The organism is Lysinibacillus odysseyi 34hs-1 = NBRC 100172, from assembly GCF_001591965.1.
Taxonomy (GTDB): domain Bacteria; phylum Bacillota; class Bacilli; order Bacillales_A; family Planococcaceae; genus Lysinibacillus_B; species Lysinibacillus_B odysseyi.
In genome coordinates, this window is record NZ_BCVX01000008.1 from 18677 (window position 1) to 42535 (window position 23859).

The 23859-nt window shown below is 43.6% G+C and carries 19 protein-coding genes and 1 riboswitch; of the genes, 5 read left to right on the forward strand and 14 right to left on the reverse strand.

The window, feature by feature from the left end:
- Position 1: 1 nt before the first annotated feature.
- Genes BOD01S_RS13620 through BOD01S_RS13635 form a run of 4 tightly spaced genes read right to left on the reverse strand, consistent with a single transcriptional unit; the run spans position 2 to position 4389 of the window.
- On the reverse strand, positions 2–1141 hold the full coding sequence (locus BOD01S_RS13620; protein ID WP_036153092.1) for an acyl-CoA dehydrogenase: 1140 nt from the start codon (positions 1139–1141) through the stop codon (positions 2–4).
- Positions 1142–1192: 51 nt separating this feature from the next.
- Positions 1193–2329 carry an acyl-CoA dehydrogenase gene (locus BOD01S_RS13625; RefSeq protein ID WP_036153094.1) on the reverse strand — a complete coding sequence of 379 codons (1137 nt, stop codon included), beginning with the start codon at positions 2327–2329 and terminating at the stop codon, positions 1193–1195.
- Between the two features lie 12 nt (positions 2330–2341).
- On the reverse strand, positions 2342–3193 hold the full coding sequence (locus tag BOD01S_RS13630) for a 3-hydroxybutyryl-CoA dehydrogenase (RefSeq protein ID WP_036153097.1): 852 nt from the start codon (positions 3191–3193) through the stop codon (positions 2342–2344).
- On the reverse strand, positions 3190–4389 hold the full coding sequence (locus BOD01S_RS13635; protein WP_036153100.1) for an acetyl-CoA C-acetyltransferase: 1200 nt from the start codon (positions 4387–4389) through the stop codon (positions 3190–3192). Before BOD01S_RS13635 ends, BOD01S_RS13630 begins: the two co-directional genes overlap by 4 nt.
- Before the next feature lie 228 nt (positions 4390–4617).
- Between BOD01S_RS13635 and BOD01S_RS13640 the strand changes: the two genes are divergently transcribed.
- Entirely contained in the window at positions 4618–6207 is a 1590-nt protein-coding gene (locus BOD01S_RS13640; protein ID WP_036153102.1) for an Ig-like domain-containing protein, read from the forward strand.
- Positions 6208–6659: 452 nt separating this feature from the next.
- Here BOD01S_RS13640 and BOD01S_RS13645 read toward each other — a convergent pair whose 3' ends face one another.
- Positions 6660–9011 carry a (Fe-S)-binding protein gene (locus BOD01S_RS13645; RefSeq protein ID WP_081977906.1) on the reverse strand — a complete coding sequence of 784 codons (2352 nt, stop codon included), beginning with the start codon at positions 9009–9011 and terminating at the stop codon, positions 6660–6662.
- Between the two features lie 540 nt (positions 9012–9551).
- Here BOD01S_RS13645 and BOD01S_RS13650 point away from each other — a divergent pair.
- Entirely contained in the window at positions 9552–10115 is a 564-nt protein-coding gene (locus BOD01S_RS13650) for a sigma-70 family RNA polymerase sigma factor (RefSeq protein WP_036153104.1), read from the forward strand.
- On the forward strand, positions 10112–11152 hold the full coding sequence (locus BOD01S_RS13655) for a DUF4179 domain-containing protein (RefSeq protein WP_036153107.1): 1041 nt from the start codon (positions 10112–10114) through the stop codon (positions 11150–11152). The genes BOD01S_RS13650 and BOD01S_RS13655 overlap by 4 nt, the downstream gene beginning before the upstream one ends.
- A gap of 68 nt (positions 11153–11220) precedes the next feature.
- Here the strand turns inward: BOD01S_RS13655 and BOD01S_RS13660 are convergent, their stop codons facing one another.
- The 8 genes from BOD01S_RS13660 to speB all read right to left on the reverse strand — a co-directional run bounded on the left by BOD01S_RS13660 (position 11221) and on the right by speB (position 20190).
- Positions 11221–11781: a cob(I)yrinic acid a,c-diamide adenosyltransferase gene (locus BOD01S_RS13660; RefSeq protein WP_036153493.1), complete on the reverse strand. Its 561-nt coding sequence runs from the start codon at positions 11779–11781 to the stop codon at positions 11221–11223.
- A 5-nt stretch (positions 11782–11786) separates the two neighbouring features.
- Entirely contained in the window at positions 11787–13259 is a 1473-nt protein-coding gene (locus BOD01S_RS13665) for an adenosylcobinamide amidohydrolase (protein ID WP_036153110.1), read from the reverse strand.
- Positions 13260–14258: a FecCD family ABC transporter permease gene (locus BOD01S_RS13670; protein WP_036153112.1), complete on the reverse strand. Its 999-nt coding sequence runs from the start codon at positions 14256–14258 to the stop codon at positions 13260–13262.
- On the reverse strand, positions 14251–15198 hold the full coding sequence (locus tag BOD01S_RS13675; protein WP_036153495.1) for a helical backbone metal receptor: 948 nt from the start codon (positions 15196–15198) through the stop codon (positions 14251–14253). Before BOD01S_RS13675 ends, BOD01S_RS13670 begins: the two co-directional genes overlap by 8 nt.
- Before the next feature lie 257 nt (positions 15199–15455).
- Positions 15456–15638, reverse strand: a riboswitch (cobalamin riboswitch).
- Positions 15639–15699: 61 nt separating this feature from the next.
- Complete coding sequence (locus tag BOD01S_RS13680; RefSeq protein ID WP_088321758.1) at positions 15700–16845, reverse strand: acyl-CoA dehydrogenase family protein; 1146 nt, start codon at positions 16843–16845, stop codon at positions 15700–15702.
- 183 nt (positions 16846–17028) lie between these two features.
- Positions 17029–18696, reverse strand: coding sequence for an arginine--tRNA ligase (gene argS, locus BOD01S_RS13685; RefSeq protein WP_036153115.1), 1668 nt, complete (start codon positions 18694–18696; stop codon positions 17029–17031).
- A 2-nt stretch (positions 18697–18698) separates the two neighbouring features.
- Entirely contained in the window at positions 18699–19103 is a 405-nt protein-coding gene (locus BOD01S_RS13690) for a DUF1934 domain-containing protein (RefSeq protein ID WP_244887319.1), read from the reverse strand.
- Between the two features lie 214 nt (positions 19104–19317).
- Positions 19318–20190 carry an agmatinase gene (speB, locus tag BOD01S_RS13695; protein WP_036153121.1) on the reverse strand — a complete coding sequence of 291 codons (873 nt, stop codon included), beginning with the start codon at positions 20188–20190 and terminating at the stop codon, positions 19318–19320.
- 308 nt (positions 20191–20498) lie between these two features.
- Between speB and BOD01S_RS13700 the strand changes: the two genes are divergently transcribed.
- On the forward strand, positions 20499–22586 hold the full coding sequence (locus tag BOD01S_RS13700) for a transglycosylase domain-containing protein (RefSeq protein ID WP_036153124.1): 2088 nt from the start codon (positions 20499–20501) through the stop codon (positions 22584–22586).
- Positions 22587–22882: 296 nt separating this feature from the next.
- On the opposite strand, the gene BOD01S_RS13705 is transcribed toward BOD01S_RS13700, so the two are convergent.
- Positions 22883–23404, reverse strand: a complete 522-nt coding sequence (locus tag BOD01S_RS13705) for a YwhD family protein (RefSeq protein ID WP_036153127.1) — start codon at positions 23402–23404, stop codon at positions 22883–22885.
- Between the two features lie 240 nt (positions 23405–23644).
- Here BOD01S_RS13705 and BOD01S_RS13710 point away from each other — a divergent pair, with 240 nt between their 5' ends.
- Entirely contained in the window at positions 23645–23830 is a 186-nt protein-coding gene (locus BOD01S_RS13710) for a 2-hydroxymuconate tautomerase (RefSeq protein WP_036153132.1), read from the forward strand.
- Positions 23831–23859: the final 29 nt, after the last annotated feature.

The window sequence follows — 23859 nt, forward strand, 5'->3', positions numbered from 1 at the left end:
ATTATTTTGTCAGCATACGCGAAATAACCAGACGCTGAATCTCTTGCGTGCCTTCATAAATCTGTGTAATTTTCGCATCACGCATGAAGCGTTCCACTGGATAGTCTTTTGTATATCCGTATCCGCCGAAAACTTGAACAGCTTCCGTCGTCACGCTCATTGCTGTATCTCCAGCCATTAATTTCGCCATAGCAGAAGCCTTTCCGTATGGTAAATCATTTGATTCCAGCCAAGCAGCTTGATAAGTAAGCAGGCGGGAAGCTTCTACAGCTGTCGCCATATCTGCTAACTTAAATGACACACCTTGATTAGCCGCAATTGGTTTACCGAATTGTACACGCTCTTTTGCATAATCCACTGCTGCATCAAGTGCTCCCTGTGCAATCCCTACTGCCTGGGCAGCAATTCCGTTTCGGCCGCCGTCTAATGTTTTCATCGCGATGATGAAGCCTTCACCCTCTTGGCCTAGAAGGTTCTCTTTTGGTACACGACAGTTTTCAAAAATAATTTCTGTTGTTGGAGAGGAACGAATACCTAGTTTCTTTTCCTTCTTCCCTACAGAGAAGCCCGGGAAATCGGCCTCAACAATAAAGGCTGATGTTCCTTTATGCTTTGATTCTGGATCTGTTACGGCAAATACTACATAAATATCTGCTACTCCGCCGTTTGTAATGAAGATTTTCGACCCGTTTAAAATATAGTCATCTCCGTCTTTTACAGCGTAGGTTTTCATACCGCCCGCATCTGAGCCTGAACCCGGCTCTGTTAATCCGTAGGCACCGATTTTTTTACCTTCTGCCATTGGACGAAGGTATTTCTGCTTTTGGTCTTCGTTACCGAATTTGTAAATCGGCCAACCTGCTAGAGATGTGTGTGCTGATAGCGTTACCCCTGTAGAAGCACATACACGTGATAACTCTTCTACCGCTATGCAATATGCTAAATAGTCAAAGCCTGCCCCGCCGTATTCTTCCGGCCACGGAATGCCTGTTAGCCCCAGTTCTGCCATTTTGTCAAAAATACTGCGGTCAAATTCTTCGTTCTCATCCCGCTCTGCTGCTGTAGGAGCTACTTCATTAATAGCAAAATCACGGATCATTTCCCGTAATTGCTCATGTTCTTCTGTCAGTTGAAAATTCATTGTACAAATCCCCTTTTCCCCACTGTATTTATATACGATTAATCCCTTTGTTTAACTAAATAGCTGCTTGCTAATAACAAGGCGCTGAATTTCAGATGTACCTTCATAAATTTCAGTTACTTTGGCATCCCGGAAATAGCGCTCGACCGGGTAATCCTCCGTATAGCCGTACCCTCCAAAAATCTGGACGGCCTCGATCGCTACGTCAACAGCTGTTTTCGAAGCAAACAGCTTTGCCATCGATGCCTCTTTCCCGCATGGAAGACCTTGCGTCCGCAGGTTTGCCGCGCGGTATACAAGCAGTCTTGCTGCCTCTACGGCTGTTCCCATATCTGCCAGTTTGAATGCCACCCCTTGGTTTGCCACAATCGGCTTGCCAAATTGTATACGTTCTTTTGCATAGTTTGTCGCTGCTTCCAATGCTGCTTCCGCAATCCCAAGTGCCTGGGCTGCAATACCAATGCGGCCGACATCGAGATTACTCATTGCAATCTTGAAGCCTTCCCCTTCCGCACCTAGCAGATTCTCGGCCGGAACGACCATATTTTCAAATGTTAGCTGTACTGTGCGGGAACCGTGAAGTCCCATTTTGTGTTCATCTTTTCCGATGATCAGCCCTGGTGTTCCCTTTTCAACGATGAATGCTGAAATGCCACGAGACCCGAGTTCCGGGTTTGTGGAAGCAAATACAATGTACACATCCGCCTCGCCCCCGTTTGTAATAAACACCTTCGCACCGTTGAGTATATAGTTGTTCCCATCCTTTACAGCACGCGATTTCAGTGATCCCGCGTCGCTTCCCGCAGACGGCTCCGTCAAACAGAAGGCTCCTAGATATTCACCGCCTGCCAATTTTGGCACATACTTATTTTTTTGCGCGTCGTTACCGAAGTAAAGGATAGGGTTCGTTCCTACTGATGTATGTACAGATAGAATGACTCCTACGACTGCGCTAACTTTTGAAAGCTCGTTAATTGCAATAATATAGGAAGTAAAGTCCATCTCTGACCCGCCTAGGCTTTCAGGAGCTGTTGTTCCCATCAGGCCGAGTTCGCCCATTTTCTTTAAAATCTCCCGGGGAAATTCCCCTCTTTCCATTCTTTCAACGAATGGCTCGATTTCTGTTTTGGCAAAATCCCGTACCATTTGCTGCATCATCTCTTGCTCTTGTGTAAAGCGTAGTTCCATAAAGGCGGCCTCCTATTCGTAAATGTAGAAGCCACGTCCGGATTTTTTCCCTAACCAGCCTGCTGCCACATATTTGCGTAATAATGGACATGGACGGTATTTCGAATCTCCAAGTCCTTCATGAAGAATTTCCATGATTGAAAGGCATGTATCAAGACCGATAAAATCAGCTAATGTTAACGGACCCATTGGATGATTCATCCCCATCTTCATAACGTCATCGATTGCTTCCTTCGACGCTACCCCTTCGTATAATGCATAGATTGCTTCATTAATCATCGGAAGTAAAATACGGTTGGATACGAAGCCCGGGAAGTCGTTCACCTCAACTGGTGTCTTATCAAGCTTGCGCGTCATTTCCTCTACCTTTTGATATACTTCATCGGCAGTGGCCAGCCCGCGGATAATTTCCACCAGCTTCATAACCGGTACTGGATTCATAAAGTGCATGCCGATAACTTGTTCAGGACGTTCCGTTACTGCCGCAATTTCCGTAATCGGAAGACTGGACGTGTTTGTCGCTAAAATTGCATGCTTTGGGGCAATCGCATCAAGCTGCTTAAAAATTGATTGCTTGATTTCCATATTTTCAACTGCTGCTTCGATTACAATGTCTACATCTGCAGCATCCCGCAGATCAAGTGACATTGTAATGCGCCCTAGAATTGCCTGCTTTTCTTCTTCCGTCTTACGCCCTTTTTCTACATCGCGAGATAAGTTTTTTGTCATAACGCCAAGTCCGCGTTCAAAAAATTCCTGTTTAATATCATTCAGCTTCACATCGAATCCAGCTTGTGCACATACTTGAGCAATGCCAGACCCCATCTGACCTGCACCAATTACCATTACTTTTTGAATTGTCATTGTCCATCCCCCTGTTTTGCTACTTCAATCATGATTGCATCCCCTTGACCACCGCCGGAGCAGATTGCCGCAATGCCAATCCCACCGCCGCGGCGCTTCAGTTCATAGGCAAGTGTCAATACAATACGGGCACCGCTTGCACCAATCGGATGACCGAGCGCCACAGCTCCGCCATTTACATTTACCTTGCTTTCATCAAGTCCGGCAATCTGATTGCTGACAAGTGCAACAGCCGCAAAAGCCTCATTGATTTCAATCAAATCGACTTCCTCAATCGACTTTCCTGTTTTCTCTAACAGTTCCTTAATAACAAGCCCTGGTGTCTGCGGGAAATTCTTCGGCTCCACTGCAACTTCCGTATGCGCCAAAATAGTCGCAAGCGGAGTGCGTCCTTCCTTTTTTGCCCGTTCTTCATTCATCAGAACGACAGCACATGCACCGTCATTAACACCTGGAGCATTTCCTGCGGTAATCGTGCCTTCCTTGCCAAAAGCAGGACGAAGGTTTGCAAGCGTTTCCACTTTTGTGTCCGCTCGAACCGCTTCATCTGAATCGACAACGATTGGATCACCTTTTCGTTGAGGAATTTCCACTGAAACGATTTCCTCGGCAAATTTTTCTGCCGCCTGCACTGCCAAACGATGGCTGCGTTCTGCCCAAGCATCCTGCTGTTCACGTGAAATGTGAAACTCATCTGCTGTCGCATTTCCGTAAGTACCCATATGCACATGCTTCGGGTCAAACGAGCAAGAAAGTCCGTCATACACCATGCCGTCCACAATGCTTGCGTCTCCCATTCGCAAACCAAAGCGGCCTTTTGGCAAATAGTACGGTGCATTAGACATGGATTCCATTCCTCCGGCAACAATGACCTCTTCGTCCCCTAATCGAATCAGTTGATCACCGAGCGTTATACTACGCATACCTGATGCACATACTTTATTAATTGTTTCTGTTTTTACATTCCATGGGATACCTGCCTTGTTCGCTGCCTGTCTGGAAGGAATCTGTCCCTGTCCTGCCTGCAGAACAGTCCCAAAAATAACTTCCTGTACCTCTTCAGGCCGAACACCTGACTTTTCCAATGCTCCCTTAATCGCATGCCCGCCCAAATCGCTTGCTTGCAGACTTGATAAGGCGCCACCAAACTTACCGAAAGGTGTACGGGCACCTTCTAAAATAACTGTTCTATTCAATCAACAACACCCCTTTGTTTCGATTGATCTTCTCAAAGTTTTTACCGACTGAACGCTCGCTCAGTATTATTTTAAAAAAATAACAAAATCATTGTTATATAAAAAATATACTAAATTGTTAGAAGATTTTCAATTGATTTATGTATTTTTTAAATTTCATAATATAAGATGATTAAAACTTGGATATTTTTGCTATATTGATTGTATGACAACTTTAGGGGGATGGAAATGAAACGCAGCGTTTCAATTTTAATTTGCTGCTTCTTTTTATGCAGCTTTACTATACCAGCCAGCGCAAAAGCGGAAATTGGCTTTAATGAGCAATGGCAGCGTACATTTGACTACAGCTTATATACAGCGTTGCCCACCTCGACTGGGGATATATTAGCAATCAGTTTTACTGCCGATGAAGAGCAGCTGTTATTTGATTTTTATAAACTAAACAAAAAAAATGGGAAAATCATTAGAAAAATTTTGCTGAAAAGCGGCAATATCTTTCCCTTTAAGGCCGAGGATGGGCAAGCTTACCTTCTGTTTTACGAAGCAGATACGAAAAACCTAATATTATATGATGAGAACTTAACGGTTGTTTGGTCTCTTGAACAAAAATCGTTCCCTTCCTATTTGGAGGAAATTGCATATTGGGAAGTTAAAGGTGACCAGCTTCTTTTTTATAATAACCAGAGCCTAGAGCCGGTTTTAGGCTTTACGAAAAACGGCGAAATGCTTACCTTTCCTCCTGTAAAGCATGCAAGACCATTACTTACACCATGTGGCGGAGAAGGATTTTGTCCAGAAACTGCCACAGTCGATGTCCACATTCAGGATAGCAAACGCGGGATTGATAAAACCGTGACATTGACGCCAAACTTTCCAGTAAATCATATTGTTAATTTTGTGTCTGTATTTGTATATGACTGGGAACGTTATCTTGATCCTGCATCTTATGAGAAAATTGATTTTACGAAACCGGATCGCTATATGATGTATATTAACTCTGTCCACCAAACAGATGAATCACAGATGACCCACCGGTTTATTGAATTTAATGCTGACGGGAAAATCATAAAAGAAATCGAGTTCGCCCCAAATGAACTGGAGTATGACTTTTTCTCCACGGGTGATCGTTTTGCCTTCATCCACAATCAGCAGTATATGCTTTTGAATCTGGATACAATGGAGATGAATAGCACACAGCTTGATAGTACGGCAGCCTACTCATCAAGCTATGAATATCCTTCTTACCTAATGACGGACACATCATTTTATTTATTTCAAGAAGGATATGGTCTAGGACAGAAATTCTCCCGTACTGAGAAAAAGCAGGATTTGCTGACGGTCTTAAAAAACTATGTCATCCTGCACAGTCTTGATCCAGCGATTCCTTCACTTGCCTACTCCCCTTTAACAGGAGAACAGGCAGGAGAGTTGAAACAAGCAAGTCACTTTTTGGATGTCCAGGAAACAGGCAGTATTTTAGCCCATACTCCAAACTTTGAGAAATATTCCTATACGCTCACGATGATTCAGCCTGCTCCAGTAAGGACCTATGCCAAAAACAAATCATGGACTATTTCTTTCAGTCAGGCAGTGGACCCGCGTTCCATCAATGACCATACCGTATATGTATTAAATGCAGCCGGGGAGCAGGTGGATGGGATAACATTTACCGTCGATCAGAAAAAGATTACAGTTCATGCACCGGCAAAAGGTTATGTAACGGGAGAACTTTATACGCTTGTTATGACAAACAATATTAAAGCTGCTAATGGACGTTCTATGATAAGCGGCCAGACAAAAAAGTTTAAAATCAGATAAAAGTAAGCTGGGACAAAACGCTAGCTGCATAATAAAAGGCAATCATGATTTTTTACATCACGATTGCCTTTTGTTCTCTTTGAAGATGGTATCCTCCGTTCCAACCGACGCTTTTCGCGGGCACGGCTCCAGCTAATTTTTTCGCATGGGCACAAAAAAATAGATCTTCCGCTCATCGTGCTATTCCCGCAGAAGTCGCAGCCTCCACTACGAACAACTTCCATCTATCTCTACTGAAAGTTTACTAATAACCAATAGAGCGTCCTTTATTAAAACTTCAGTCTCCTACTACTAAACTTCAAACGAAAGAAGAGCCTTATGTGAAAGTATTTTAACGTGACTCCCATAATTCGACTTCTGAATGTAGAAGTGAATTAACAAGAAAGGGTGAGTTGTCTCTGACAACTCACCCTTTGACAAGAGGTGGGACATAGTATGTTCCAGTCTCTTTTTTATGCTTTTGGTTCGTCTGTTGAAGAAATTTCGGTTACTTCTACATCAGCTTGGATCAGCTCGGTTGATTCAATTCCTTCAGTTGTGGCCACTGCCTCTTCTGCAGCTTGCACTTCCTCAGGAGAAGACGAAGGTGGTGCCGCTTGTGCTGTTTCAACTGTCGTTTCTTCCACTACTGGGATTGGTGCAGTATCCTCTTGCGTTTCTTCTGCAGCTTCCTCCGCAGGCTCTTCATCAACAGGTGCCCCACTGCCGAACACAGCGCGCTCTAACAACTCAGCAATATCATACGTACCGATTTTATCTTCTACCTCTTTTGCCTTCGTACCGTCTTGGAGCATCGTTAAGCAATACGGACAACCCGATGAAATGACAGATGCCTCTGTTTTTAATGCTTGCTCTGTACGGGCTACGTTAATACGGTTTCCGACATGCTCTTCCATCCACATCAGACCTCCGCCGGCTCCACAGCACATTGCATCCTGGCGGTTTCGCTCCATCTCGACAAGGTTTACACCTGGAATGCCTTTTAGGATTTCACGCGGTGGATCGTATACATCATTGTAACGGCCAAGGTAGCATGAATCATGGAACACGATTGTTTCATCGACACGGTGGTTCATCGTTAGGCGCCCTTGCTGGATTAAATCGTAGAGCAGCTCTGTATGGTGATACACTTCTCCATGCCAGCCGAAATCGCCATATTCATTTTTGAAAATGTTATAAGCATGTGGATCGATTGTCACGATTTTCGTTACTTCATTTTTCTCGAATTCATCAATATTAGCTGTCGCCAACTCTTGGAACAAGAATTCATTTCCTAAACGGCGAGGTGTATCGCCGGAATTTTTCTCTTTGTTACCTAAAATCGCAAATTTAACACCTGCTTCGTTCAATAGACGAGCAAACGAAAGCGCAATTTTTTGCGAGCGGTTATCAAATGATCCCATCGAACCAACCCAGAATAAGTACTCAAAACCTTCCCCGGATTTCTTCGCTTCTTTCACCGTTGGAATATTGATAGATGGGTCAAGATCACGCCAGTTTTCCTTCTCTTTACGGTTAAGTCCCCATGGATTTCCTTGACGCTCAATGTTTGTCATTGCGCGCTGTGCATCCGGGTTTACTTTCCCTTCTGTCATTGTTAAATAGCGGCGCAGGTCGATGATTTTATCTACGTGCTCATTCATAACAGGACATTGATCTTCACAGTTTCGGCAAGTTGTACATGCCCAGATTTCTTCTTCTGTGATAACATCGCCGATTAAAGATGGGCTGTAAATATCCTCAATCACTGCCCCTTCAGCACCAGCAGCCATCGCCAGCTGGTTCCCCTTCGTATTGTTAAAGAATTGGAACGGCACCCAAGGCTTTTGCTTTGTGACAACAGCACCAGTAAATGTGAGGTGGTCGCGCATTTTCACAAGCAAATCCATTGGTGAAAGCATTTTCCCCGTACCTGTTGCAGGACACATATTTGTACAGCGGCCACACTCTACGCATGCATACAGATCAAGCAGCTGCTTTTGCGTAAAGTCCTGGATTTTGCCTACTCCAAGTGCCGGCATATCATCTTCATCCTCTGCCTCTTCAAGCGCTGCAAAGTCAACCGGCTTTAATGTGCCGCGGCGATCCAGACGGTTTACCCCGACATTGACGATACTTGTAATCAAGTGGAAATGCTTTCCTTGCGGGATATAGACAAGGAATGTTAATAACAGCAGTAAATGTACCCACCACATAATATAGAAAATGGCAGCAGCTGCTACTGGAGGCAGGAAGCCGAAAACAGCGGCAATGCTGGAAGCAACCGGCTCATAGCCATTGAAGCTATGCCCATGCCAGATTAAGCCCATCCCATTGCCAATCAACGTAGATATCATTAATCCGCCGATAAAGATCAGAACGAGACCGTTTTTCCAACCGCGCTTTAATCGTGCAAGCTTTTCTACATAGCGGCGGTAGAATGCACCGATAACCGCTACTAAAATAACAACAGCCACAATCTCCTGGAAGAAAGTAAAGAAGCCGTACGCCCCACCAAGCGGCAGATGTGATCCTGGTGCCAGCCCCTTCCAAATTAAATCAATTGCACCGAACTGGACCATTAAGAAACCATAGAAGAAGAAGACGTGGATCAACCCCATCTTTTTATCTTTTAATAGTTTCGACTGTCCAAATACCTTTTCTACTAAATCACTGACACGTTCCCCTATCCTCGCATCAAAGTCTTCTTTTCTCCCTAACTGAATAAATTGATAGCGCGTTTTTAATAGATATGCAAACAAACCTAATGCATATAAAATAACGGCGATCGTGGCTACCCAGTTAACAATTAATAGTGTATCCACTCCATGCTCCCCCTTTTTGTAAGCAAGACATTTCAGCAGCTCCCCATCTTTCTCTGCCGCAAGTCTGATCACCTACAACGTAAAATTATATTTCCATATTAAAACTGTTAGTCTTATTGTAATAATGAATGAGCATTCAGTCAACAGTTTTCCTATTAAACGTCAGAAAATTTCGCATAAATTTACGATAAAATTTCTTGTATTTAGAGAAATTAGGCGTTTTTTCGAGAATACCTTTTCATTTAAAATTTTACAAGCATATTTTTCCGGAAAATAGCTGCTCCACAAACGCTCCTTCCGTCTTTCTTTACGACTACGTATGATAGCGCAAGGATACTTACCATGTAAAAACTTTCTTATAATTTTTTTCTTTGTTAAGAGATTTCTATAAGGTGGTTCGTTGTAATAAGCGAAAAAGCTTTTTCATTTTGGCTATGTTAAACTTTGTTGTTGATTGAAAAAGAAGTGTTTATGTTTGTACGGCCCATCAAAATCACAATATTCTTTAACGTTGTCTCACTATCAATAAGGAGATCAGGTATGAAATGTAATGAACACAATTTTATAGGCTGTCTAAAAAAGGGAAATGAAGAGGCGCTGGATTTTATCATCGCACGCTACGGAGGGCTTGTTCATGCGATTAGTTATCGTATTCTATCATCTTTTGGCCAGTATGCTGTGGACGAATGCGTAAACGATGTTTTTTTAAGTATTTGGCAAAATGCCGTCCAGTTTTCAGGCGAGGCTGAGGATTTCAAAAAATGGGCTGGCACAATTGCCAAGTTTAAGGCTATCGATAGATACCGTAGTCTGGAAAAAAAGAAGACACGGGAGCAGGCAGATGAACAGCTTGAAGAACAGCCTGCAACATTAGACATTCAGACTCTTCTGCTTGAAAAGGAACAGAAGAATGCTCTGCTGCTGGCGGTAAGTGAGCTGCCTGAAACCGATCGGGATATTTTTATGATGAAATACTTCCTTGAACTGTCGAGCCAGGAGATCGCCGATAGACTAGGCATGACAATTACAGCAATCGACAACCGGCTTTACCGGGGGCGGAAGAAGCTTGCGCAAAATCAACAGTTGAAGGAGCGACTTGTATGAAGGATGACCTACAAAAATGGTTGGATCTTGATATTGAACTGATAGAAGAAAAGCCGCTAACTGATATACAAACAAAGAAAATCAAACAGGCTGTGTTGGGGGTTCCGAAAAGGAAGAAACGAAGAATGAAAACATGGATGACTGTAGCTGCAGCAGGTTTCACAATCATAACAACAAGCTATTTCACCCTGCCATCCATTGCAAGCCAACTGCCGTTTATTAAAAATATGGCGCCATTTGTTAATCAGGAGGTTCTCCCACAAAACTACGAGGAGTTAGCCGCTGAGATTGGAGATATTCAGACAAGCAATGGGATCGATATGATGATTGAAAGTGCTGTTTATGACGGGACGAACGTTATCTTCATGTTTGTCCTCAATACAGAACGTGACCTTGGGGAACAACCTATTTTAGGGAATCCGCCGCTCCTAAAAAAAGGGCAGGCCAGTTGGATGAGCAGTTCGTCAAGTCTTAAAAAGATCGATAAGAACACATATGTAGGGGTTGAAGAAATAGCTCCTCATTTTGATAAGGAGGCCCCTCAGGAAGTGACCGTACAGTGGAATCCACAGTCTGTGAAAAACAGGGAAATTGGCCTGCCTTACAAGGGAGATTGGTCATTTGAATTCAAGGTACCGATGCTAAAGACGACAACGAAGAACCTGGCAGAAAGCTCTGAATACACACACGGCAAATTAACTATTTCTTCTATTACTTATTCAGATTTAGCGGCGGTAGTGGATTACGAGTTTCAAATTGCCCCTGCTATTCTTGAGGAATGGCCGCGTTCTACCATTAGAATCACGGAAGTAACAGACAATTTCGGCCGTTCCCATCTTGTACATGATAGTGGCGGTGTAACGTCGAAAGATGGCCACGGCTATGATTGGAAGATTTCGATATATACACTGTCAGAGGACATTACATCCCTAACGTTTACGCCGGTCATCCATTATGGAAAAAACTCAGTTAACTTTATGAAAACTGAAAAGATGGAACCAATCACAATCCAGATACAGGAAGAGCCGACAAACTAGCATTCATCACAAAAAATGCGCCAATCGATCTAACCATCGTTGGCGCTCTTTTTACTATTCTACTAATACTATTTGAATACGTCACTGCCTCGTATATATTCAATATCTTTTAGTCCAAGACGGAAATTCACTACACGGGCTGCAGCAAATAAATAATCTGATAAACGGTTCAAATACTTTTGGACAACAGGTGATACATCTTCAATTTCACGCATTAATGTGACGGTCTGGCGCTCGGCACGACGCGCTACTGTTCTTGCAATATGCAATGTTGCCCCTGCTGGTGAGCCTCCAGGTAAAATAAATCTTTTCAGTGGCGGTGCTTCTTCCGAAAGCTTATCGATTCGCTCTTCCAATACTCCAATCGGCGCTTCCGTCAGCTTGTAGTGGCGCTCCTTCATGACATTCGCCAAGTCTCCCCCGCCGTCAAACAGTTCATGCTGGATTGCTTCTAAATCTTGCAGAATATCTTCAAATAATTTCTTATCTAGCTCTGTCATTGCCTTGCCGATAATGGAATTAAGCTCATCGATTGTTCCATACGCTTCCACACGCGCATGGTCCTTATCCACTCGTCCACCAATAATGCTCGTTTTCCCCGTATCGCCTGTTTTTGTATAAAGTTTCATTTTCATCACCCGTTTCCTTTAATTTTTGCCTGCTTATACTGCCTGATTGCCTGAACGGTTGTGTCAAACACACCCTGCCCGATCAGCTTACCCACTTCCGTAATGGGACCGGCATAAGGTATTTCCTTCCCCTGCTGTGTAGCTGCAATCAAAAGACTGTCCGTTGCTGTCCCTGTTGCAATTGTACATGTATGAGAATCGCGAATATCTTCTTCGGCAAGGGCTTTTGTTTTTGCTTCGGTTGCTGTGATCATTGCCTGAAAAAAGGCTTCATCCGACAGTTTGCCATTGACGATGACCCACGTATTGATCGTGCCGATATGTGGCAGATCGTTGCGTTCATGTGTACGTGTCACATCTACTGCATTCCCGACACCGGCCGTCACCGCTACGGTAATACTGCATTGATTACCCTTAAAAGAGCGGACCGCTGCCAGCTTTGAAGCTACAGCTGTCAACATTACGACTGTATTCGTAGGTGAGATCCCATTTCCTTTCAAAAATTGAAGCGTTTCTTCTTGCACGTTATCGATGTTATAGTCCTCTGGAATGGATCTATTTAATAATGTATTGTACCAGCCCATTCCTGCATTATGAACAGCTGATGAGATCACTTTTAACGGCCGACGGGTATCAAGTCGGATATACTCCTTTGTAATATCAAACTGTTCTGGAGAAACAAGTGTCTGCCGCTCGTCTGCCTGTTCGGGCATCATTGTAATCTGCGGCTTTGGTATTTCCGGATGTGCATATGTCGATACTTGGGCTCCGTATACCTCCGTAATCTGTTGTTGGAGGACCACTTCATGCGGCGCACCGTGAGCCTTCACCTGCCCATTTTCCATTAACAGAAGGCCATCACAATAAAGAGAAGCCAAATTAATATCATGGAAAACAGACACAACCGTCAGGCCATTTTCTGTTGCTTCTTTTCTAATCATGTCCAATAGTTGCTTTTGATGCGAAATATCCAGATGATTCGTAGGTTCATCCAGCAGTAATACTTGTGAGCATTGCGCAAGTGCCTGTGCAATAAACACACGCTGCTGCTCCCCGCCTGATAGAAATTCCATCATTGTATTCCGGTATTGCAAAACGCCTGTTTGCTCCATTGCCCTTTCTACTGCCTGCTCATCTTCTTTCGACCACGTAGAGAAAAATCCCTTCTGATGCGGATAGCGGCCGAGCGAAACAGTATCATAGACTGAATTTGAAAAGGCATTGGCATGAAGCTGCGGCAATACGGCCATTTTCTTCGCCAACTCCTTGGAACTAAAGCTCTTCATCGGTCGCTCATCTATCAAAACAGCTCCGGCAGTCGGTTCAATGACACCGCTAATCAGCTTCAGGAGAGTAGATTTCCCGCTCCCGTTCGGCCCCAGAATACCAAGCACCATTCCTTTCCCTACATGGAAAGATACGTCCTGCACAACAGGTATATGGCTATAGCCGCCTGAAATGTGTTCAACTTTTAGCATTTATGCCATACGCCCCTTTCGCTGTCTGAAAAAAATATAGGCGAACACCGGAGCCCCGATAAAGGAGGTAATGACACCGATCGGCAGCTCGGTCGGTGCAATAATGGTCCGGGATACAAGGTCACAGATGACTAGCAGACTGGCTCCGTTTAACAAGGAAATTGGCAGCAAATGGCGATGATCCGTTCCCAAAACCATGCGTACCATATGCGGTACGACAAGCCCAACGAATCCTATTGTTCCTGATACTGCAACAGCAGCACCCGTGAGCATAGAGCCTCCGATCAGGATAAAATACTTGCTGCGCTTCACATCAACACCAAGATATTTTGCACGTTCTTCCCCGTAGATCATCGCATTCAGTTCCCGGCGGTACAGCCATAAAATACATGTACCAATGATTACAAACGGAACAATCATTTTTACATACGGCCATCCCCTCATCGATACACTGCCAAGTAGCCAGCCCATAATCGATCTCAGTTCTTCTCCTGTTAAGGAAATCATCAATGAAATACAGGACCCTAGAAATGAACTGAAAATAATTCCCGTCAAAATCAGCGTTTCCATCTTCATCGTACGGTCTACCATTTTTGAAAAAAACATGACAGCCATCATTGTAATAAATGCTCCCACCATACTAAAAACGGGCAGCGTAAATAAGCCTAGCCCTGGAATAGAGACTCCAAAAAATAATGTAAATACTGCACCAACAGAGGCACCGGAGGATATCCCCAATGTATAAGGGTCAGCAAGGGGATTTTTCAGCAACCCTTGAAAAGCAGCACCTGCAATGGCAAGTGATGCTCCGACCAGGGCGGCCAATACAACCCGGGGCATACGGATCTTCCACAATATGCTATAGGCTGTGGGGTTTGCCTCTGCATCCCACAGCGTGGAAAATGGGACAGAGACCGAGCCGATCGATACCCCGCACCATATGCTGACAAGCAATATAACGGCTGAAATAACATAAGCCGCTATATATTTTTTAGTCATTAAATACCTCTGGGTAAACTGCTTTCGCTATTGATTCCACGCCTTCCGCAATACGCGGACCTTGACGGCTCGTCGTGTCTCCGTCTACTACTGCCATAGCATTATTTTGAACAGCTTTCATCACAGCGAAGGCCGGGTTATTTTTAATAATTTCGTCGTCTCCCTTATATGTGAATAAAAGAGAATCAGGATTAGCAGCAACAAATTCTTCCGCACTATACTTTGGCCATCCATCCTGCTGTACTGCATTTTTAACATTAATTGCTTTCAGCATTTCATTCATGAAGGTATTTTGTCCTACTACATAAATATCCGGCGCACCGCCTACTACCATAAAGGCAGTCTTCGGCTCAACACCTTCCAGCTTCTTCTGAATTTCTGAGAGCTTTGTTTTAATGGAGGCAATGATGTCCTCCGCTTCTGCTTCCTTGCCCGTTAATGCCGCCACATCTTCGATTGTTTCATATGTTTCGTTAAAATTGACAGCGTCCTCTACTACAAATACTTTAATGCCTGCGCTCTCTAATTGATCGATAGCCCCCTCAAGTGTATACATACTTGATTCATGGGCAAACACCACGTCAGGCTGAAGCGAAATAATCGTTTCTATGTTATACTCGGTGCCCCCTACCTTCGTTCTTTCCTTTACCTGCTCCGGATAATTATCATTGTCATTGACACCAACAACTTCTTTATCCAAACCTAACCCAAATAAAATCTCTGTATTGGACGGTGTTAAAGATACAATACGGTCCGGTGCTTCTTCTAATGTCACTTCTTTTCCGAGTGCGTCTTCTACTGTAACAGGGAATGCACCGGCGGCACTCTCTTCATTCTGTGCTGTTTCTTTTTTTTCTGTCGGTTCTGCTTCACTACCGCAGGCCATCAGAACACTGATTGCCAAAATACTTGTTGCGGCAAGCTGCCAAAATTTCTTCATTTTCTTTTCCTCCTTCAGCTGCACAAGAGCTTCATTTCTGCTAATCGAACCGGCCCCAAACGGATCATTACTACCCATTAGAACATACATCTCAACTAAATTAGGCGAAATGCTCTTCTCTTATACGAATGCTTATACTCTGTATATTTTCCCTACAGAAAAAAGTCTCCCGACTAACCCGGGAGACTTGGAAAAAGGCTAAAAACTACATGTACAAATACACTTGTAAAAAGCCAGCTTCCTATCCTCGTAGGGTGTGTGGGGTTATCGTAAAGGCAGGTCTCCTGGCTTATGCATCAGCACCTATCTACCCCTTCCCGATCGCTCAGTGGTTTTTTGCAGACAAGCTAGCATTTACAGTGGCGGGACCGCGCCGGATTTACACCGGCTTCCCTTTTATCCTTGCAGGTATGCAAGGAACCTTTACTCGTTATTCAAATTATTCAACATGTATAATTATAGCTCAAAAAGACCGTTTGAAAAGAGTAGTTTTCTGAAAACTCATTTCAATGCATTCTCTGCCAGCTTATGGATCGTCGTATCATCCATCGGCGGATTATGAAGCCCTGCACGCACATCACGGTAATAGCGTTGCAGTGGACATGTCTGCTGCAGACTCCTTGCTCCTGCAAGCCTCATTGCTTTATCTACAATAACAAGAGCAGTATTTGTCACAATCAATTTTGCCACACCTAATTCATTCGTCAGTTTTTCTCTGCGTTCTTTATCATCATATGCCTCTGCTGCTCCGTATAAGGCAAATCGTGCCTTTGTCAGTTCAAGATCCATCTCGCCAATCAATGTCTGGACATTCGGCAGCTCGGCAATCGTTCCGTTAATACTATTTGGTGAATGCGTTTTAGCAAACTCTACAGCATAGTCTCTAGCTGCCTGAGCAATTCCTAAATAAGTTGCAGGAACAAGCAGAAGCCAACCGTTGTTTACTAAATGAGCGCGATCAGAGGCAAGTTCAACCAGCGCTTCCTGTGGTAGATGGACATTTTCAAGCACTAAGTCATGGCTGCCTGTTCCCCGCATCGATAGAACATCCCAGTTTTCCTCTATCGAAACGCCCGGTGTATCTTTATGGATGAGAAAATAGCCCATTTGCTCATATTCCTCAATCCACACAGCAGTCAAAAAATAGTCAAGTCCGTATGAACCGGTCGTATAATTTTTCCGTCCATTCACAATCCACTCTGTCCCATTCTTAACCGCCTGTGAGGCAGGTTTTCCCCCTCTCGCCGGACTGCCCATAGCAAATTCACTGACGGCACGGTTAATGATAGCCCCGCTTTTTACGTCATTTGCAAAGGCTTCCAGCTGTTCCTTCTGCCAATACTGGTGCTCATATAGCTCTCCGACCGTCATAAGCGTCCATGCGACAATGAGTGCCGTGCTTCCGTCTAGGCTTCCAAGCTTTTCATGGGCAAGCAGTGCATCGTATACACGATATCCCTCTCCCCCAAAAGTTCTTGGAAGAGTTAGCTTTGTATAGCCGATCTCACGAAGTAGCCGCAAATTTTCATAAGGAAAATGCCCTTCATCTGCGATTTGCTGGGCATATTTTTCGAATTGTGGACGTTGTGCTTCTAATTTTTCATCCCACTTTACATGTAGTTCTTTTTTGCAAAATAATGATTTCATTATGCCGACATTTCCTTTCATCTACAATCAAGGACTTTCTTTTATTGTCGCGTGAAACGGAAAATTCTACAAGAAAAAAGGCTGCCCCCTAATAGGACAGCCTTTTAACTTCAAAATGCACAAAGCTTCGCCTCTTATAAGGACGAAGCTTTGCTGTTATGTCAGAACAATACTATTTATTGTTTACATTTTCTCCGGTGCACTTACACCGATTAATTTCAGTGCATTAGCAAGCGTTGTTTTCACAGCAGTAATAAGTGCAAGACGGGCTTGTGTCAGCTCTTTATTATCCGCATTGATTACTTTTTCCGCATTGTAGAAGCTGTGGAATGCGGCTGCCAGATCTTGGATGTAGTTGGCAATGCGGTGTGGTGTACGGTGTTTCGCTGCTTCTGCTACTATTTGTGGGAATGCACCCACTTTTTTCAGTACATCCTCTTCTTTTTCAGCTGTCAATAGCTCAAGATTTTCTAAAGAAGCTTCAAGGCCCTGCTCGCTTGCAGAACGTAGGATGGAATTAATACGAGCATGTGCATATTGTGCATAATACACTGGGTTTTCGTTTGATTGGGACACGGCCAAATCAAGATCGAAGTCCATATGTGAATCGCCCGCTGTTTTGACAAAGAAGTAACGTACAGCATCAAGACCTACTTCTTCTACAAGTTCACGCATTGTCACAGCATTACCTGTACGTTTTGACATTTTAAACTTCTCGCCATTTTTGTACAGTTGAACCATTTGGATAACTTCTACTTCTAGTGTATCCCGATCATAGCCAAGCGCCTCGATTGCTGCTTTCATACGAGGAATATAGCCGTGATGGTCTGCGCCCCAAATATTGATCAGTTTATCAAAGCCGCGGCGCAGCTTGTCCTCATGATAAGCAATATCCGGTGTCAAATACGTAAATGAACCATCATTTTTAATTAACACACGGTCTTTATCATCGCCAAATGTCGTAGAACGGAACCATGTAGCACCTTCTTCTTCAAACACATGGCCGTTTGCGCGTAATTTATCCAATGCAACGTCAATTTTCCCGTTTTTATATAACGATGTTTCAGAATACCAAACATCGAATTCCACACGGAAATTCTGCAGGTCTTTTTGAAGCTTCGCAAGCTCCAAACGTAAACCATGCTCGCGGAAAAACGCAAAACGTTCCTCATCTGATTTTTCCAGAATGCCGGCGCCATATTCTTTTACAAGCGCTGCCGCAATTTCGATAATATCTGCACCATGGTAACCGTCTTCCGGCATTTCTGCATCCATGCCTAATGCCTGTTTATAGCGTGCTTCTAACGAGTAAGCTAAGTTATTGATCTGATTACCTGCATCATTAATATAATATTCACGAGATACATCATACCCTGCAAAGTCCATTACATTACATAAAGAATCGCCTACTGAAGCCCCGCGAGCATGCCCTAAATGCAAATCACCTGTCGGGTTTGCCGATACGAATTCCACCTGTACTTTTTCACCGTTTCCTGCGTTTGAACGGCCGTAATTCTCTCCTTGCTCAAATGTAGCCTTTACTACGCCAGCAAGAAAATCTTTGCGTACCGTAATGTTGATGAACCCAGGTCCGGCGATTTCGACTTTCTCAATATCTGTGCCTGCTGTATCCAGGTTTTCAACGATTGCCTCTGCAATAGCACGAGGTGGTTTTTTAGCTACTTTTGTTAATTGCATCGCCAGGTTTGTCGCGAAATCACCATTTGACTTATCCTTTGGTGTTTCTAGGTGAATTGTCAGCTCCGCCTCAGCTTCCACTAGCCCTGCCTTGACAGCGGCAGCAGCAAGCGCTTCTCTCATTTGTTGTTGTAATTGCTCTACAGCATTCATTGCTATACCTCCGTATAATTTATTTCTAACGTATAATTCCCGACTGAAGAACCATCGATGATTAACTCATACTCGGTTCTGAATTGACCGCCTGTTTCCAGTCGTTCATACGATAATTGATTTGTTTCCGTCATAAGGGGAATTAAGCCAAATTTGCTTTCATACCGGCCGCGCTCTTGTTGACTTGTATTCAACGGCAGCCGCATATTGATACCCCCATTACGCATAATAAACGCCTGCTCATTTGTCAGCTTGACCGTCGTCCGAATCGTTTGATCGTCCTGTACCTCTTCATATCGCAGATAGTGTGTGCCCGACTTCTCTATAAAGGTTCCTTGGAGCCACATTTCATATGTTTCCTGCTCGCCCTCTGTTGGAGTAATCGAGGAAACGAGTTTAATTTTCACATCAGTTCCTACATCGCCCACCGCTCGGACAGCCCCTTTACTTCAATTATATAACCTTCTTATTATAGGATAATCTTCTTCATTTAATCAAGGCGCAAACGAATCCATATTGATTTTATGACAGCAAGATTGCCTTTAAACATTTCGGGCTCCCATCAATTGATGGAATAGAAAAAGAAGCGGCCCTGGTTAGGTCGCTTCCTTGTGTTAAAACTTATTTTACCCACCCTAAAATCATTTCGCGGATAAGCTTACTAGCAGTGTTCACTGTCATTTCAGAGGAATCATAAACAGGGGCTACTTCCACCAGGTCGAAGCCGACAACATTGACTTCTGAGCGTGCAATTTCGTGGATTGAAGCAAGCAGCTCTTTCGATGTAATGCCTCCGCAGTCTACCGTTCCTGTTCCCGGTGCATGTGCAGGGTCTAATACATCGATATCAATTGTTACGTATACATTGCGGCCGGCAAGTGTTGGCAGTACCTTTTTCAACGGTTCCAATACTTCAAACGGCGCAATAAACATTCCGTTTTCCTTTGCCCATTGGAACTCTTCCTTCAATCCTGAACGGATACCGAAAGAATATACATTGTGCGGCCCGATTTGATCTGCAATTTTGCGGATTGGTGTCGCATGGGAATACGGCTCCCCTTCATAGTCTGTACGCAAATCTGTATGCGCGTCAAAATGGATGATAGCGATATCATCATATTTTTCTGCTACTGCTTCCATAACAGGCAAAGAGACTAAATGCTCTCCGCCCATGCCGATTGGAATTTTCCCATCAGCCAGCAGCTTGCGTACCCAGTCCTTGATTTCTTTCAATGATTTTTCCGGATTGCCAAAAGGCAGTGGAATGTCTCCAGCATCAAAGTACTTTACCTCGTCCAATTCACGATCCAAGTATAAGCTGTATTCCTCCAGCCCAATGGATACTTCGCGGATACGAGCAGGACCGAATCGCGATCCCGGACGGTAGCTTACTGTCCAGTCCATCGGCATTCCGTATAATACTGCTTTACTTTCTTCATAATTTGGATGGCTTTTAATAAAGACATTACCTGAGTAAGTTTCGTCAAAACGCATATCGTTCACCTTTTTCATTGTATTTTTGCTGCCCTATCTTCATATTTATAAAATTTCCTAGAATGATAGGAATGTTTCTTTCTTCAATCGGGTAGAATGCAAGCATAAATTTGTAAAAGTAGTAATTTTTAACACAAATGAAATACATCTGTAACAAAAATGAAACTTTTCTACAAAAGTATTCGTATTATGTAGTGTACTTCAAAAAAACAGTATAGATGTTTTTCTGCAAAGTGCAATAGTTTTCGTTATTAATTCACACGAAAAGCACATACTACCAATACGAGTATAGATCGAGGTGAAATCATGTGAACCGACGTGAATATTTCCGAAGCAAATCACGTAAGAAGTGGATGAAAAGTGTTCTATTAGTAATCATAGGAGCTGTCAGTGCAGTGGCTGTAGCCTTTATTTCCCTGCGTATTTATGCACAAATCGCTGGTGCACCCACACTTTCTGTCCCGAAGGCGTCCATCTTCCTGGATAGTCAGAATAACCAGATCGGCGACTACTATACAGGGGAACGCCGTTATTGGGTTTCATTGGATGAAATATCTCCTTATTTAACGGATGCGACTATTGCCGTAGAGGATAAGGATTTTTATCAGCACAGCGGCTTTGATTATTCCCGTATTGCCGGTGCTGTGCTGGCGGACATCAAAGCTGGAAACAAAGTTCAAGGCGCAAGCACACTTACACAGCAATACGCGCGGAACCTTTACTTAACACATGAAAAAACATGGACACGTAAAATAAATGAGGCGCTTTATGCTTACCGTCTCGAAGTTTTTTATGGAAAAGATGAAATTCTTGAAGGCTATTTAAACACAGTTTATTACGGTCATGGTATGTATGGAGCAGAGGCAGCAAGCCACTATTATTTTGGAAAGCCGGCCAGTGATTTAACATTGGCAGAAGCGGCGCTGCTTGCAGGAATCCCTAAAGGACCGACTTACTACTCGCCGCTTGTAGATGAAAAAAAAGCAACCAACCGCCAACAGGTAATTTTGGGCCTAATGGAGAATCAGGGGAAAATCACAGCTGCAGAAAAAGACCGTGCCACACAGGAACAGCTCGTCTTTAAAAGCGATGACTGGGTTGCCTCTAAAAATATCGCACCTTACTTTTTAGATGCCGTCTGGGAGGAAGCCGGTGATATTTTAGAAAGTAAAAATCTGAATATTCGTGAGGGTGGATGGACGATTAAAACGACATTGAACCAAGCCCATCAGCAGGCAGCCGAGCAGGCAGTAGCCGAACATATGCCGGACAGCGAGCTGCAGATCGGTTTAGTGAGCATGGATCCCAAAACAGGATTTGTGACGGCCCTTGTTGGCGGACGCGATTACCAAACAAGTTCATTTAACCGTGTAACTCTTGCAGAACGCCAACCAGGCTCTGCGATTAAACCGTTCCTCTATTCAGCTGCTTTAGAAAATGGCTATACGCCGATGACATTTAAGGATGTTTCACAAACTGTATTCACGTACGATAATGGGCGGAAAACGTACGCTCCTAAAAATGTAAACGGGCAATTTGCCAGTGAACAAATGTCCCTAGCTCAGGCACTCGCTATTTCTGATAATATTTATGCAGTAAAGACATTAGAGGATATAGGCTACGGTAAATTCCGCAATATGCTGGAACGTTTCAAGCTGAATACAACGAAGGAAGAATCACCTTCTATCGCTCTTGGAACAATTGAAACATCTCTCTATAGCCTGACAAATGCATATAATATTTTAGCAGCAGGCGGTGAATCGCGCGAGGCAACGATGATTATCTCTATTGAAAACGCTAAAGGTGAAGTGGTTTACGAATACGAGCCGCCTAAAGAAGAGCAGCTATTAGCTGAGGAAGATGCATATATCATGACACAGATGATGACCGGCATTTTTGATCCGGTACTTAGTGATTACTCGCCGGCTACTGGTGTATCAATTCGCTCACGTATGACACATACGTATGCCGCAAAATCAGGATCGACAAACAGCGACCAATGGATGGTCGGCTATTCTCCAAATGTAACAGTCGGAGTATGGAATGGATATGACCAAGGAAAAACATTATCCGGACAGGCAGATACGGGTGCTACAAAACAAGTATGGATTGATTTTATGGAAAGTGTACACAACGGATTGCCGAACGAGGAATTTGCTGCTCCTTCTGATGTAGAAGGTGTAGTCGTAGATGTCGCTTCAGGGAAAATCGCAAATGATGGATGTCCAAATGAACAGCGGTTAGTCTATATGAAGGCGGAGGATGTCCCAACCGAACAATGCTCCACATATTGGTTCAATTCAGATTGGTTTAATGCCGAATCTTGGGAAGATTCATGGGATAGTCTTCTTAATTGGCTTCCTTTTGAGGCTTTCAGGAACCCTGATAAGGAGTAGGACGTCTAAGGGAATAAAGCAGGACTTCAGATTTATGGCAAGCGAAAGCATGAGAATCATGGGGCATTCGGCTTGGGAATGTTCAAATGCCGCATAGCTCTCATCGCTTTTCGTTTTGCCAAGTGTCCTAGCCTACTACTGTAAGCTCTGCTTCAAGTTTACTTTTTTTCACTATTACTTTCAACTATGGATTGAACAGGAAATAAAAATGTCACAGTTTGTTCACGCATTCCGACTTAATTCTTTATAAAAATATTGACGTATGCCGAACTGATCGCATCCTTTTTGCAAAAGATTTATGATGATACAGTCAAATCGTCATGTAGCTTCTTCTCACTGCGCTCCCACATGTCCTTATTATGTGTTTTAAAGAACTCCGTCAGCACCTGCTTGGAGGAGTCGTCCATAAAATCCACCATAATATGGCGCTTCATTGATTTATCCATTTTGTTTACATGCTCAGGAAGCAATTTATAGCCGCGTCTTTTCTCCCGGTTTACAACCATTTCACAAGCTGTTACACCAGCAAAGTAGGGCCCTTCCTCTTTATAATCGATTGTCACCCATACAAGCCAATAAGGTTTTCCGCCTTCTGAGTCTTCACGGTTTGTTGTAAACTTAATACCGCGTTCCACTTCACTTTTCGCGTGCATGGCACCGACATCTACCATCGCTGTCTTTTCCTGTACATCAATGATAACCGGCGATACATTTTCCAATGTCAGCGAGCCGATGCCAAACCCTTTATGCCCGTCTGTCGGGTCATTTTTAATAATGGTAAAGCCCATCTTTTGTTTTGGTTTTTCTTCATTCGCCATTGTAAATCCCTCCGTCTAACCAGTTATTCATAATACTATCATATATGCAGAGACCCGCAAAAGAAATGTGAAGCCAATTTAGCAAAATGAAGGCCAATTATCATTCCTTCCTAAATAAAGAAGAAAAGCGAATGGAGCATATTGGAAAACGATAGAAAATTCCTATAATAAACTGTTCTTCCTTGTACATATACGTTATCATAACTTGTATCAATACATCACACAATAGGAGGTTCTATCATGCCAATCGTAACTGTAAAAATGCTGGAAGGCCGGACTCCGGAGCAAAAGCGTGCATTAGTAGAAAAAGTAACGGAAGCTGTATCCGAAACAACAGGTGCTCCGGCAGCTAACGTCACAATCATTATTGAAGATATGCCAAAATCCCACTATGCAACAGGTGGAGTCCTGGCAAGCGATAAATAAGAATAAGGCTTTTACTGCCGGCACCTGAG